The 13,285-nt window shown below is 72.8% G+C and carries 12 protein-coding genes; 4 read left to right on the forward strand and 8 right to left on the reverse strand.

Annotated elements, in window-relative coordinates; translation table 11 throughout:
* Positions 1–24: 24 nt before the first annotated feature.
* Positions 25–2,913, reverse strand: a complete 2,889-nt coding sequence (locus tag IG64_RS17015) for an FAD-binding and (Fe-S)-binding domain-containing protein (protein WP_037856895.1) — start codon at positions 2,911–2,913, stop codon at positions 25–27.
* Between the two features lie 156 nt (positions 2,914–3,069).
* Here IG64_RS17015 and serC point away from each other — a divergent pair, with 156 nt between their 5' ends.
* Positions 3,070–4,188: a phosphoserine transaminase gene (gene serC, locus IG64_RS17020; RefSeq protein WP_037856897.1), complete on the forward strand. Its 1,119-nt coding sequence runs from the start codon at positions 3,070–3,072 to the stop codon at positions 4,186–4,188.
* Between the two features lie 99 nt (positions 4,189–4,287).
* On the opposite strand, the gene IG64_RS17025 is transcribed toward serC, so the two are convergent.
* The 4 genes from IG64_RS17025 to IG64_RS17040 all read right to left on the reverse strand — a co-directional run bounded on the left by IG64_RS17025 (position 4,288) and on the right by IG64_RS17040 (position 7,842).
* The gene (locus IG64_RS17025; protein ID WP_324609580.1) at positions 4,288–4,428 is read right to left on the reverse strand and encodes a DUF397 domain-containing protein; all 141 of its coding nucleotides are present in this window, start codon (positions 4,426–4,428) and stop codon (positions 4,288–4,290) included.
* 282 nt (positions 4,429–4,710) lie between these two features.
* Positions 4,711–5,364 carry a DUF5753 domain-containing protein gene (locus tag IG64_RS38885; protein WP_234438530.1) on the reverse strand — a complete coding sequence of 218 codons (654 nt, stop codon included), beginning with the start codon at positions 5,362–5,364 and terminating at the stop codon, positions 4,711–4,713.
* A 32-nt stretch (positions 5,365–5,396) separates the two neighbouring features.
* Positions 5,397–6,749: a M48 family metallopeptidase gene (locus IG64_RS17035; RefSeq protein WP_037856899.1), complete on the reverse strand. Its 1,353-nt coding sequence runs from the start codon at positions 6,747–6,749 to the stop codon at positions 5,397–5,399.
* A 100-nt stretch (positions 6,750–6,849) separates the two neighbouring features.
* Entirely contained in the window at positions 6,850–7,842 is a 993-nt protein-coding gene (locus tag IG64_RS17040; RefSeq protein WP_037856901.1) for a hypothetical protein, read from the reverse strand.
* Positions 7,843–7,951: 109 nt separating this feature from the next.
* Between IG64_RS17040 and IG64_RS17045 the strand changes: the two genes are divergently transcribed.
* Positions 7,952–8,635 carry a GDSL-type esterase/lipase family protein gene (locus IG64_RS17045; protein WP_037856903.1) on the forward strand — a complete coding sequence of 228 codons (684 nt, stop codon included), beginning with the start codon at positions 7,952–7,954 and terminating at the stop codon, positions 8,633–8,635.
* 277 nt (positions 8,636–8,912) lie between these two features.
* Entirely contained in the window at positions 8,913–9,902 is a 990-nt protein-coding gene (locus IG64_RS17050; protein WP_037856905.1) for an aldo/keto reductase, read from the forward strand.
* A 525-nt stretch (positions 9,903–10,427) separates the two neighbouring features.
* On the opposite strand, the gene thpR is transcribed toward IG64_RS17050, so the two are convergent.
* The 3 genes from thpR to IG64_RS17065 are packed head-to-tail and all read right to left on the reverse strand — an operon-like array spanning position 10,428 to position 12,897.
* Positions 10,428–11,021 (reverse strand): RNA 2',3'-cyclic phosphodiesterase, encoded by a 594-nt coding sequence (gene thpR / locus IG64_RS17055; RefSeq protein ID WP_037856906.1) that lies wholly within the window; start codon positions 11,019–11,021, stop codon positions 10,428–10,430.
* Between the two features lie 46 nt (positions 11,022–11,067).
* Positions 11,068–12,429: an MFS transporter gene (locus IG64_RS17060; protein WP_107474277.1), complete on the reverse strand. Its 1,362-nt coding sequence runs from the start codon at positions 12,427–12,429 to the stop codon at positions 11,068–11,070.
* A 30-nt stretch (positions 12,430–12,459) separates the two neighbouring features.
* Positions 12,460–12,897 carry a MarR family winged helix-turn-helix transcriptional regulator gene (locus IG64_RS17065; protein WP_037856907.1) on the reverse strand — a complete coding sequence of 146 codons (438 nt, stop codon included), beginning with the start codon at positions 12,895–12,897 and terminating at the stop codon, positions 12,460–12,462.
* A gap of 158 nt (positions 12,898–13,055) precedes the next feature.
* Between IG64_RS17065 and IG64_RS17070 the strand changes: the two genes are divergently transcribed.
* The gene (locus IG64_RS17070; protein WP_037856908.1) at positions 13,056–13,238 is read left to right on the forward strand and encodes a ribbon-helix-helix protein, CopG family; all 183 of its coding nucleotides are present in this window, start codon (positions 13,056–13,058) and stop codon (positions 13,236–13,238) included.
* The last annotated feature ends 47 nt before the right edge of the window (positions 13,239–13,285 follow it).

Here is a 13,285-nt window from a genome sequence, read left to right on the forward strand (position 1 = left end):
CCTCCCACCCCCTCCACCCATCCCTTATCCCGTCCCCTCCTCCAACGCCTCCGCCAGGACTTCTGCCAGGTGGCGGGCCCGGGTCCCCGCCAGTTGGTCCAGCTGGGTGCGGCAGGAGTAGCCGTCCGCCAGGACCACCGTGCCGGCCGGGGCGGTGCGCACCGAGGGCAGGAGCTGTTCCTCGGCGCAGGCCGCGGACACCTCGAAGTGGCCCTTTTCGAAGCCGAAGTTGCCGGCCAGGCCGCAGCAGCCGCCCGCCAGGTCGCCGGTCAGGCCGGCCGCCGTGCGCAGCCGGCGGTCGGCGGCGTCGCCGAGGACGGCGTGCTGGTGGCAGTGGGTCTGTCCGGCCACCGGACGGTCCAGTCGGGGCGGCCGCCAGCCGGGGGCGTGGCGCTCCAGTGCCTCGGCGAAGGTCAGGACGCGTCCGGCCAGGCGGTGGGCGCGCGGGTCGTCGGGGAGCAGTTCGGGCAGGTCGGTGCGGAGGGCGGCGGCGCAGCTCGGTTCGAGGACGACGACCGGGGCGTCCGTCTCCAGGACCGGATCCATCAGGTCGAGGGTGCGGCGCAGTACGGCGCGGGCGCGCTCCAGTTGGCCCGTGGAGACGTAGGTCAGGCCGCAGCAGACCCGGCCCCGGCCGCGGAGGACGGCGAGGGGGTTCACCGTCACCGACCTTCCGTCGCCGACCGGGGGTCTGCGCAGCCGGAGGGTCGGCGGCAGTGCCACCCGCAGTCCGGCCGCCTCCAGCACCCGTACGGCTGCCTTGCCCACGGTGGGCGAGAGGTGTTCGGTGAAGGTGTCGGGCCACAGGACGGCCAGTTCGCCGCCGCCCTCCCGGGTCGGCCGCCGGCGTCTGCGCCACCAGCGGGTGAACGGCTCCGCGGCCAGGCGCGGGATCGGTCGGCGGGGTGTGATCCCGGCGAGCCGTTTCGCCACGGCGGCGAGGGGGCCCACGGCGGCGAGGGCGTTGAGGGCGGGTGCCGTGCGGGTGGCCGCCGTCCAGCGCAGCCAGAGCGGGAGCATGCCCAGGGAGTAGTGGGCGGCGGGACGGCGCCGGCCGGCGTAGTGGTGGTGCAGGAACTCCGCCTTGTAGGTGGCCATGTCGACGCCGACGGGGCAGTCGGAGCGGCAGCCCTTGCAGGACAGGCACAGGTCGAGCGCGTCCCGTACCTCGGTCGACCGCCAGCCGTCGGTGACCAGCTCGCCGGCGAGCATCTCGTGCAGCAGCCGGGCGCGGCCGCGGGTGGAATGCTCCTCCGCGCCGGTGGCCCGGAACGAGGGGCACATCACGGCGGGGCCGGAGACGTGGGTCGTACGGCATGCGGCGACGCCGACGCATCTGCGGACCGCGGCGGTGAAGTCGCCGCCGTCGGCGGGGTAGCCGAAGGCCACGTCCACGGGTTCACGCGGCAGCACGGCGAACCGGAGGTTCGTGTCGAGCGGGGCCGGACGGACGAGCATCCCCGGGTTGAGCAGGCCGTCCGGGTCCCAGACGGCTTTGGCCCGTTCGAACAGGGCGACGGTCTGCGGGCCGTACATCTTCGGCAGCAGTTCGGCGCGGGCCTGTCCGTCGCCGTGTTCCCCGGACAGGGAGCCTCCGTGGTCCACGACCAGGTGGGCCAGTTCCTCGGAGAAGCGGCGGAAGCGGCTGACACCGGCCGTGCTCAGCAGGTCGAAGTCGATGCGGGCGTGGATGCAGCCGTCCCCGAAGTGCCCGTAGGGGGTGCCGCGCAGCCCGTGGGCGGCCAGCAGGGTGCGGAAGTCCCGGAGGTAGGCGCCGAGGCGGGCCGGCGGCACGGCGCAGTCCTCCCAGCCCGGCCAGGCCTCGGTGCCGTCCGGCATCCGGGTGGCCGTGCCGGCGGCGTCCTCCCGGACGCGCCACAGCGCGCGCTGCGCGGCCGGGTCGGTGAGGACCAGCGTGTCCACGGCGTCGGCCGCGCCCGCGATCGTCTCCGCGCGCGCCTGTGCCTGTGTCTGGGTGTCGCCGCCGGTCTCCACGAACAGCCAGGCGTCGCCCCGGGGGAGGTGGGTGGTGGTCGCGGCGGGCACGAGGTCGCGCGCCATGCCCTCCACCGTGAGCGGCCGGTGCGGCAGCAGGCCGGCGGCCGCCTCGGCGGCGGCGCTCTCGTCGCTGTATCCGAGCACGGCGAGCGCTCGGGCGCGGGGCGCCTCGACCAGTCGCACGACCGCCTCGGTGAGGACGCCGAGGGTGCCTTCGGAGCCGCAGAAGGACCGGGCGACGTCGGCGCCGCGTTCGGGCAGCAGTGCGTCCAGCGCGTACCCGGAGATGCGGCGGGGCAGGTCGGGGAAGCCGGTGCGCAGCCGGGCCAGTTCGGTCCCGGCCAGTTCCCGCAGGCCTTCCGGTGCGCCGGCCCACCGCGGTCCGGGCCGCAGCCGCTGCCCGCGTGCGGTGAGGACGGACAGCTCCCGCACGTTGTCCGCGGTGGTGCCCCACGCCACCGAGTGGGAGCCGCACGCGTTGTTGCCGATCATTCCGCCGAGCGTGCACCTGCTGTGGGTGGAGGGGTCCGGTCCGAAGCGCAGTCCGTGCGGGGCGGCGGCTTCCTGGAGCCGGTCGAGCACCAGGCCGGGCTGGACCACTGCGGTGCGGGCCTGCGGGTCGAGGGACAGCAGCCGGTTCATGTGCCGGGTGAAGTCCAGGACCACTCCCGTCCCGGTCGCCTGCCCCGCGATGGACGTGCCGCCGCCGCGCGCCACGACCGGAACGCCTCTGTCCCGGCACACCTGGAGCACCGCCTCCACGTCGTCGGCGTCCCGGGGGGCCACCACGCCCAGCGGGACCCGGCGGTAGTTGGAGGCGTCCATGGTGACCAGCGCCCGGGAGGTGACGTCGAAGCCGACCTCGCCCCGGACGGCACCCCGCAGTTCCGCCTCGAGGGCTGTGAGATCCGTCATGGGTCCAGAATGCATCCGGCCACCGGTCGTCACGGTGAGTTGTCCACAGCGGCGCTGATCTCGTCGTACGAACCGACCATCACACCACTGGCCGATCTCGTCTCATCGGACGGACACGGTTACGTCCGGTTTCGCCCAGCGACTACCCTCCGACTCGTGGCCGACATCCAGATCCCCGCTGACATCAAGCCCGCCGACGGACGTTTCGGCGCTGGCCCCTCCAAGGTGCGCACCGAGGCGCTGGACGCCCTCGCCGCCACCGGTACGTCCCTCATGGGCACCTCCCACCGCCAGGCTCCCGTCAAGAACCTGGTCGGCAAGGTGCGCGAGGGCATCAGCGAGCTGTTCCAGCTCCCCGACGGGTACGAGGTCGTCCTCGGCAACGGCGGCTCCACCGCGTTCTGGGACATCGCGACCCACGGTCTGATCGAGAACAAGTCGCAGCACCTCACCTTCGGCGAGTTCAGCTCGAAGTTCGCCAAGGCCGCCAAGCTCGCGCCGTGGCTGGCCGAGCCGACCCTCGTCTCCGCCGACCCGGGCACGCACCCCGAGGCGCGCGCCGAGGCCGGCGTCGACGTGTACGCCTTCACGCACAACGAGACCTCCACCGGTGTCGCCATGCCCATCAAGCGGGTCGCGGGCGCCGACGAGGGTGCGCTCGTCCTGGTCGACGCCACGTCCGGCGCCGGCGGCCTCCCGGTCGACGTCTCCGAGACCGACGTCTACTACTTCGCCCCGCAGAAGTCCTTCGCCTCCGACGGCGGCCTGTGGATCGGCGTGTTCTCCCCGGCGGCGATCGAGCGCGCGGAGCGTGTCCACGCCTCCGGCCGCCATGTCCCGGAGTTCTTCTCGCTCCCCACGGCGATCGACAACTCCCGCAAGAACCAGACGTACAACACCCCGGCGCTGGCCACCCTCTTCCTCCTGAACGAGCAGCTGGAGTGGATCAACGGCCAGGGCGGTCTGGCCTGGTCGACGGCCCGCACGAAGGACTCCTCGACGCGGCTGTACAGCTGGGCGGAGGAGTCCAAGTACGCCACGCCGTTCGTCACCGACCCGGCCAAGCGCTCGCAGGTCATCGGCACGATCGACTTCGCCGACGAGATCGACGCCGCCGCCGTCGCCAAGGCGCTGCGCGCCAACGGCATCGTCGACACCGAGCCGTACCGCAAGCTCGGCCGCAACCAGCTGCGCATCGCGATGTTCCCGGCGGTCGACCCGGCGGACGTCGAGGCGCTGACGAAGTGCGTCGACCACGTGATCGAGAAGCTGTAGCCGATCGGCCCGGGCAGGCGAAGGGCGCCCCGCGGAGTACGTCACCGTCTCCGCGGTGCGCCCTTCGCGCGTGTGCTGCCGCCGCTTGTCGCTCGCCGCTCAGAACTGCTGGAGGAACGCCTGCCAGCTGTCGCGGGAGACGGTGAGCAGGGGGCCGTCCTGCTGCTTGCTGTCGCGGACGGCGCGGCCGTGACCGGCCGTGGGGCCGCCTCCACGCGGTTGCTCTCCGCTCCGGAACACGACGATTTCCGGAAGCGGCCCATAACCTCGGGTCACGATGCGTCTTCCTTCAAGGTCCGCAGTACACCCCGGATAAGCTTCGCGCTCGCGTCCGGCGCCAGTGCCGACGATCGTGGTAGGTCGTATGCATCGGCGTAAGCGGCCAAGTCCGCCGCTCCCTCAAGGACGAGGTGCCGCTCAGGTTGCCCACCGCCACCGCTTCGACTGCCGGCTCCTCGTCGAAGCAGTCGTCGCAGCCGGTCACCTGGCCGTGCGAGGACGACGTGGTCCGGCCGTACGTCCTCAGAGTCTGATGCTCCGGCGAACGCAGGCGATCAGATGCTGCGCGTCGGGGCCGTAGACGGCCGACTCCGCGAGCGCGTCCCAGGCCCGGCGGTAGAGAGTGATCGTTTCGGCATCATCGAGCCAGAGTTCGGCGTGCCAGTCCTCGACCGTGACCAGTCGGTCGTCCAGTACCCAGAACCCGTTGCCGGCCGGCACGCGCAGTGGAGCGTCCAGGGGAACGATCCCCAGGTGGACGGTGTCCATACCCACGACACCGAGGAGCCCGTCCAGTTGAGCGGCCAGGACTTCCGGCACAAAGACCCGGGACCGAAGAGCCGCTTCCCACATGACCAGGTTCAACCGCTTACCCGGCTGGTACAGCCACTCCTGGCGCTTCATACGGGCTCGCACCGCGTTCTCCGTGTCCTGCGGAGAACGGCGGAGCCCTGCATGCGATGTGAAGAGGCTTCTGACGCAGTCGGCGGTCCGGAGGAGACCGTTCGCCACATGGTCGTCCCACACATACAGCGTTCGCGACTCGTCGACGAGGGCGTTCCACGTCTCCTGCACTGGAGCGTGCCCTGCCGCGAGCAGGCGCCGCCAGGACCGGATGTGGCTCTCGAAGCCCTTCAGCCGAGCCCGCAGCTCATCGAAGACGGCCGGCTGCCCCACCGCCTCGGCCCCCGAACGGAGTGCCCGCGTCCTCATCCCATGCCGTCGCGGACGATCCTGCGGGCCACCTCCGCGCGCGCTCCGGCGAGTTCGGCGGTGATCCGGCCCGAGCGGTCGTCGTCCAGGAGGACGGCCGCCTGCGACGGCGGGCCCGCGAGCAGGCAGGCGCGTCTGAGATGGGTCGGCGGGTGGGTGGAGTCCACGCTGTGGCCGCGCCGGGCGCCCGCCCGCCGCTGGCGCTCGTACTCGTACTCGGGGACGGAGGCGATGTGCGCGGCCAGCCGCGTCCAGAGGCCGCCCTCGGCGCCCTCGGCGTCCGCGGAGGCCACCGCGGCCCTGCGGGCCGAACGCGCCCCCGTCAGCGCCGCGTTGCTGATCTCGCGCCGCAGGAAGACGTCGATGGACTCCGCTATCAGGAGTTGGTCCGTGAGGGCCGCCGCGGCCTCGGTGGAGCCGGCCCGGGCGGCCTCCCGGTCGGCCAGGTACTCGCCGCGCTGGGCCGCCCGCAGCGTCAGGTGGTCGAGGAGGGACAGCACGCCCTGAACGAGCAGGAGGGGCACGGCGTAGACCGCGTTCACGAGCATCTCGCCGGCGGTCGGCCGCGCGATCGGCGTGAAGTAGTAGCGCCATACGGTCAGGGACCGCAGGGCCGTGGCCACCACCACGCCGCGCCGCGTGTCGCCGTTGCCGTAGTGGCCCAGCTCATGGCCCAGCAGGGCGACGCGCTGCTGCGGGGACAGCACCTCCCACAGGGGCAGGCCCAGGGACAGGACCCGGCGGCCGCGCACCCCCTGGGAGACGACGCTCGCGTTGATCTCCTTGCCGACCGTGATCCTGTCCACGCCGCGGGTGCCGACGACCCCGGCGACCTCGTCGACCAACGCGTACAGCTCCGGCGCGTCGGCACGGTGCAGCACGGTCCCGTCGTCGGACGCTCCGGGCAGCCGCGGCCGCAGCGCGACGGCCATCGCCAGCAGCACCGCGCCCACCAGCACGAGGCCGCCGCCCCAGCCCCACACGAGGCAGAAGACGCCTGCCGCCAGCAGCGCCGCGGTGACGCCGTGCACGGCGAGGGCGAGGGCGTACCCGAGCACCGTGGCGCCGTCCCGCCGCACGCGCGGTCCGGCGCCGTCTTGCGCCATCTCGGCGTGGAGCCTCTCCCCGTACCGCCGGGCCAGCGCGCGCCGGGCCTCCTCCAGCCTGTCCTGCCCGGCCCGCTCGCCCCGCCTCCCCCGCTCCTCCGCCTTCTCCCGCTCCTGCAGGCGCTCCCTCGGGTCGACGTTCCAGTCGCAGGCCGCGCACCAGACGGTGAACCGGCCGTCCGCATGGATCTGTGCCCCGCATTCCGGGCACGGCTGTGTCGTCTCCCCCACGGCAGCAGGCATGAAGGCCTTCTCTCCCCTCCCCGCGGCCCCTCCCCGAGGGCCGCCCGAACATGGCAGGGGAATCTGATCACGCGGACCCGCCCGGGTAAAGCCGCGCGGGTCAGGACCTGCGCCGCCGCAGCCGCCCCAGACCGAACACCAGCAACGCCGCCGCGAGGACCGCCACCGCGCCCGTCGTCAGTCTGCCCGAGGTGCCGCCACTCTCCCCCGATGCGGGGGAACCGCCCTTGTCCGAGGGGGACTTGGCGGAGGAGCCCGCTGCGTCGGGCGCGTCCTCGGCCCGTACGGGGCTGTCGGCGCCCTCGCTGCCGTACAGCAGCTTCGTGCCGTCGGCGCTGTACGTGACCGACTCGCCCTGGCGCTGCAACGGTACGTCGAGGCGGCCGAGGCGCTTGATCCTGCCGCCGTTCCAGTCGTAGTAGATGCCGCCGAAGTAGCCCCGGACGGCGAGCCGGGTGCCGTCGGGGGAGAACGCGGCGTCGGTGGCCCACAGGTCGACGGGGGCGACGGGCTTGAAGATGTTGGTGCCGGAGGCGGACAGGTGGGCCGGGCCCTCGAAGAGGTGGCCGCCGTCCTCCTTCTTGTCGATGATGTACACGCGCCCCGTCTTCGGGTGCACGACCAGCGACTCGGCGTTGCGGGCGCCGTCCGCGTACTTCACCACGTACTGCGTGGCCCGGACCGTCTGGTCCTTGAGCACCTTCGGCTCGGGCAGCTTGTAGATCCACACGTGCGGCCAGGTGCCGTCGAGGTTGTCGCCGATGTCACCGACGTAGATCTCGTTGCCCGGGCCTATGGAGATCGCCTCGACGTCGCGGGGGCGGCCGATGCCCTTGAGGGTGACGGTGGCGACGGTCCTGCCGGTGCGGCTGTCCACCGCGTAGATGTACGGGCCGTCGTCGCTGTCGTTGTGCGTCCAGTAGACGCCCGGGTGCAGGTGCGAGGCGGCCAGGCCGCTGGACTCCTTGATCCTCGGGTCCTTGATCGTGAACCCGCCGTCCCCGTCGGCGGCGGAGGCGGGCGGGGCGGCGGCGGGCACGGCGAACGCGCCCACGAGCAGGGCCCCGGCGAGCAGGGCGGACGGTCGGCGCATGCCCCAAGCCTGCCATCCCCCGGGGCCGTTCACGTCAGGTGGCAGGCGTCACAGCCCCTCGACCGCCCCTCGTGCACCGTCCGCCGCCCCCGTCGTCCATCATGAGCGGATGCTCAGGTTCATGCCCGTCGGTGACTCCATGACGATCGGGAGCGCGGGCGAACACACGTGGCGCTACCGGCTCTGGCAGCACCTGCGCGCCACGTACGGGGGGCCGTTCGCCCTCGTCGGCCCGCGCGAGGCGCTGTACGACAAGGCGGCCGACGCCCCCGTCTCCCACGAGTACGCCGACCCGGACTTCCCACGCTCCCACCTGGCCGGCTGGGGCGAGGGCTGGACTCACATGGCCCCGCTGATCGGCGAGGCGGTCCGCGAGCACCGGGCGGACGTGCTGCTCGTCTCCCTCGGCCTGATCGACCTCGGCTTCTACACCGACGCCGAGCAGACGGCGGCGAACGTACGCGTCTTCCTGACCGCCGCGCGCGCCGCGAACCCCCGCGTCCGGATGGTCCTGCTCCCGGTCATACCCAACGTCCGCGCCGCCACCGACGCGCCTTTCGCCGCCCAGGTCCGCCTCTTCAACGAGCTGCTGGCCAAGACCGTCGCCGACCTCGACGAGCCGCGCTCGCCGCTGCTGCTGGCGGCCCCGCCGGACGGCTACGACATCCACCGCGACACCTACGACGGCACCCATCCCAACGCGCGCGGCGAACACGCCATCGCGGGGGCGTTCGCCGGGGCGATGTACCAGGAGTGGGGAATCGGACAGCCGTACGCGGCTGGAACGGGTTGACCGGATTCCGGCCAACGGGTTGACCGGAATCCGGCGTCTCCCCGTCACGGTGAGTGCCGTCGTTCCACGCGGTTGCCCTCTCCGTGAGGCGACCGGGGGGAGCGCCACGACGACCGTTCCGGAAGACACCACGGGGACAGGACCGTGGTGAACCTCGGTGACGACATCACCTCACGGGCACAGGGGTCGGCCTCGTCCCCGAGACCGACGCCTTCCCCCGCGACCGAGCCGCGCCGCCCTTGCCTGGAGCGCACTCCACGTCGTTGGCTTGGAGACCATGAAGTACACACAGCTCGGACGCACCGGACTCAAGGTCAGCAGGCTGGTCCTCGGCACGATGAACTTCGGTCCGCAGACCGGCGAGGCGGACAGTCACGCGATCATGGACGCGGCACTGGACGCCGGGATCAACTTCTTCGACACCGCGAACGTGTACGGCTGGGGCGAGAACAAGGGCCGCACCGAGTCGATCATCGGCAACTGGTTCGCCCAGGACGGCGGCCGCCGGGACAAGGTCGTCCTCGCCACCAAGGTCTACGGCAACATGGGCGCCGACGGCGAGGCCTGGCCCAACCACGACAAGCTCTCCGCGCTCAACATCCGGCGGGCCGTCGACGCCTCCCTCAAGCGGCTCCGGACCGACCACATCGACCTGTACCAGTTCCACCACGTCGACCGCAGCACTCCCTTCGAGGAGATCTGGCAGGCCATCGACGTCCTCGTCCGGCAGGGCAAGATCCTCTACGCCGGCTCGTCCAACTTCGCCGGCTACAAGATCGCCCAGGCCAACGAGACGGCGGCCCGGCTGGGCTCGTACGGTCTGGTCAGCGAGCAGTGCCTGTACAACCTGGTCGAGCGGCGCGCCGAGATGGAGGTCATCCCGGCCGCGCAGGACTACGGGCTCGGCGTGATCCCGTGGTCGCCGCTGCACGGCGGGCTGCTGGGCGGCGTGCTCAAGAAGCAGGCCGAGGGCGGCCGGCGCGCCGGCGGACGGACCGTGGACTCCCTCGCCGACCCGGCGCTGCGCGGCAAGGTCCAGGCGTACGAGGACCTGCTCGACAAGCACGGCCTGGAACCGGGCGAGACCGCCCTGGCGTGGCTGCTCACCCGGCCCGGTGTGACCGGCCCGATCGTCGGCCCGCGCACCGGCGAACAGCTCGCGTCCGCGGTGCGCGCCGTCGAGCTGGAGCTGGGCGCGGAACTGCTCGCCGAACTCGACGGGATCTTCCCGGGCCCGGGCCCGTCCCCGGAGGCCTTCGCCTGGTGAGCGCCGGGGCGCCCGGTCAGGCACACGGGCGACCGGGCAAACGGGACCGGGCCGCCGCACGGTGCCCGGCTCGGCCGAACGGTGCCCGATCCGACACCGAGTGATCGACCGGCCGCCCGGTGCCTGACCGGACGCGGAATGCCTGATCGGGGCCACGGTGCCTGACCGGACGCGGATTCCCCGACCGACGGCCGGCACCTGACCGGACGCAGGGGACCTGACCGGGCCACGGTGCCGGTCGAGGGCCCGGCGCCTGACCGGACGCGGAGTGCCCGTGGGGCCCGGTGCCCGGTCGCACGCAGAGTGCCTGACCGGGGCCGCGGTGCCTGACCGGGGGCTCCGCCCGGGTACCGGTGCCTGAAGCGAGTGCGTGCGGGCGCCGTACGGGAACGCGGGCGCGGCGGTCCTCACCGCCGCGCCCGCCGTCACCGGCCGAGCGCGGCCGCGACGGCGACGACAGCCAACATCAGCACTAGCGCACCGGCCATGATCCGGTTCCGGGTTTTCGGGTCCACGTCTTCGAGACTAACCGGCCGCGTCCGAGGCCTGTCCGGCGGACCCGAGCGGCCAGCGGCCGACCTGCTCGTAGCGGGGCTGCTCCCCCGGTACGCCCGACGCCGGCAGGAAGCTGCGGACGAGGACGATCCCGTCCACGGTCCAGGTACGGCTGCCGAAGGCGCGCAGGGCGTCGACGTGCGGTCGTACGTCCACGGCCTGCCGGCCGCGCGCCACCGTCAGATGGGCCCGGTAGCGGCGGTGCTCCCCCGTCTCCAGGCCCGCCTTGCGCCCGGCCGCCTCGGCGCGCCCGGCGAGCAGCCCCAGCGTCTGCAGGTCGCCCTGCGCGCCCGTCCACAGCGCCTTCCCGTGCCCGAACTGCCCGCCGCCGCGCAGCGCCAGCGCGAAGGGCTCCGTCCGGCGCGCCGCCTTCCCGAGACGCGCCTCCAGCTCCGGTACGGTCTCCTCGCCCACCTCGCCGTAGAAGGCGAGGGTCAGGTGCCAGCCGGGCCGCCCGGTCCAGCGCAGCCGCTCGGCCCCCGGCAGGCCCCGCAACACCTCCACCTCGGCCGCCAGCGCGTCCACGACGTCGTCCGGGGGCAGTACGGCGGCGAAGAGTCTCATGGAGCCAGTGTCCCCGCCCCGGCCCGGGGGCGGGGCGGGGGCGGGCTCACGCGGCCGGGGCCAGTTCCTTCCCGCGTTCGCGCGGCACGAAGTCCACCCGGGGGTGGCCCCGGTGCCAGCCCACCGACAGGCGCAGGTCACCCATCCGGGCCAGGACCAGGCCGATGGTGACGGCCGCGGTGACCGAGACCAGGCCGCCGAGGGCGAAGCCGACCCGGGCGCCGTAGGCGTCGGTGACCCAGCCGACCACGGGCGCGCCGAGCGGGGTGCCGCCCACGAAGACCATCATGAACAGCGCCATGACCCGGCCGCGCATGGCCGGATCCGTGGCCATCTGGACCGCGGTGTTGGCCGTGACGTTGACGGTCAGGCCGAAGACACCGATCGGCGCCATCAGCAGCGCGAACAGCCAGTACGACGGGGCGAGCGCGGCCACGACCTCCAGCACGCCGAAGACGGCGGCGGCGCCGACCAGCACGCGCAGCCGGGCGGTGCCGCGGCGGGCCGCGAGCAGCGCGCCGACCAGGGAGCCGACCGCCATGACGGTGTTGAAGAGGCTGTAGGCGCCGGCGCCCGCGTGGAAGACGTCGTCGGCGAAGGCCGACAGCCACACCGGGAAGTTGAACCCGAAGGTGCCGATGAAGCCGACCAGGACGATCGGCCAGATCAGGTCGGGGCGGCCCGCGACGTAGCGCAGGCCCTCGCGGAGCTGGCCCTTGCCGCGCGGGGCGCGCTCGACGACGTGCAGCTCGCGGGCGCGCATCAGCAGGAGTCCGGCGATGGGCGCGACGAAGGACAGGCCGTTGGCGAGGAAGGCCCAGCCGGTGCCGACGCCGGTGATCATGACGCCCGCGACCGCGGGGCCGACCAGCCGGGCCGACTGGAAGTTCGCCGAGTTCAGGCTGACGGCGTTCTGCAGCTGCCCGGGGCCGACCATCTCCGAGACGAAGGACTGGCGGGCCGGGTTGTCGACGACCGTGGCCAGGCCCATGGCGAAGGCGGCGACGTAGACGTGCCAGACCTGGACGTGCCCGGTGAGCGTGAGCGCGGCGAGCGCGAGGCCGGTGAGGCCCATCGCGGTCTGTGTGCACAGCAGCGTGGGCCGCTTGGGCAGCCGGTCGACGAGGACGCCGCCGTAGAGGCCGAAGAGCAGCATCGGCAGGAACTGCAGGGCCGTGGTGATGCCGACGGCCGCGGAGGAGCCGGTGAGGCTGAGCACGAGCCAGTCCTGGGCGATGCGCTGCATCCAGGTGCCGGTGTTGGAGACGACCTGGCCCAGGAAGAACAGGCGGTAGTTCCTGACCTTCAGGGAGCTGAACATCGAGGACTTGCGGGGGGTGTCGGGGGCGGGCTGGGAGTCGTGGGCGGTCGGTGCGGGGGCGGAAGCTGCTCCGGATCCCGTACTCAAAAGGGTTCGCCTCCTTGCGGCTGACGTGCGTTACAGATGTGCGAGCTTCTCCAGCACGGGGGCGGCAGCGCGCAGCTTCGCCCACTCGTCCTCGTCGAGACCGTCGACCAGACGGGCCAGGAAGGCGTTCCGCTTGCGGCGGCTCTCCTCGAGCATGGCCTCGGCCTGCTCGGTCTGGGTGACGACCTTCTGGCGCCGGTCCTCGGGGTGCGGCTCCAGGCGGACCAGCCCCTTGGCTTCGAGCAGCGCGACGATGCGGGTCATCGACGGGGGCTGCACGTGCTCCTTGCGGGCCAGTTCGCCGGGGGTGGCGCTGCCGCAGCGCGACAGGGTGCCCAGCACCGACATCTCGGTGGGGCTGAGCGACTCGTCGACCCGCTGGTGCTTGAGCCGACGGGACAGGCGCATCACGGCGGATCGCAGCGAGTTCACGGCGGCCGCGTCGTCGCCATGGGTAAGGTCCGGCATGTTCTTTAGGATAGGTCATTACTCTCGCTAAAGACCACCCGGGACACGCACACCCCCCGTGACTCCGGCCACTCCCGTACGCCCGCATTCACTCATATGGGTGATACGGGCGGGGAACGTGACCCCTCGCGCGGAACCGGGCCGCGACCCTCGTCTGCATGGGGACCAGCGTGCTCAGCCTGCGCATGGACCGTGAGCTGCTCGAACGGCTCCGGTCCCACGCCGCGAAAAGAGGAATGAGCGTCCAGGACTATGTCGTCCGGACGCTCATCCGAAATGATTTCGACGAACGGTTCCAGGCCGCCGTCGAGGAGACGGAACGGTTCTACGGGGTCACCTGAGCCCCCGCCGCCGGATCCCGGCCGCCCGCCCCGGCCGCCGGCGTCCG

Origin of the sequence: Streptomyces sp. NRRL S-340 (assembly GCF_000720185.1) — a bacterium.
In the GTDB taxonomy this organism is placed as follows: domain Bacteria; phylum Actinomycetota; class Actinomycetes; order Streptomycetales; family Streptomycetaceae; genus Streptomyces.

Excerpts from the sequence above, each read along its gene's own strand:
- IG64_RS17015 (WP_037856895.1), bottom strand. The coding sequence starts at position 2,913 with ATGACGGATCTCACAGCCCTCGAGGCGGAACTGCGGGGTGCCGTCCGG.
- IG64_RS17035 (WP_037856899.1), bottom strand. The coding sequence starts at position 6,749 with ATGCCTGCTGCCGTGGGGGAGACGACACAGCCGTGCCCGGAATGCGGG.
- IG64_RS17040 (WP_037856901.1), bottom strand. The coding sequence starts at position 7,842 with ATGCGCCGACCGTCCGCCCTGCTCGCCGGGGCCCTGCTCGTGGGCGCG.
- IG64_RS17045 (WP_037856903.1), top strand. The coding sequence starts at position 7,952 with ATGCTCAGGTTCATGCCCGTCGGTGACTCCATGACGATCGGGAGCGCG.
- IG64_RS17050 (WP_037856905.1), top strand. The coding sequence starts at position 8,913 with ATGAAGTACACACAGCTCGGACGCACCGGACTCAAGGTCAGCAGGCTG.
- thpR (WP_037856906.1), bottom strand. The coding sequence starts at position 11,021 with ATGAGACTCTTCGCCGCCGTACTGCCCCCGGACGACGTCGTGGACGCG.
- IG64_RS17065 (WP_037856907.1), bottom strand. The coding sequence starts at position 12,897 with ATGCCGGACCTTACCCATGGCGACGACGCGGCCGCCGTGAACTCGCTG.
- IG64_RS17070 (WP_037856908.1), top strand. The coding sequence starts at position 13,056 with ATGGGGACCAGCGTGCTCAGCCTGCGCATGGACCGTGAGCTGCTCGAA.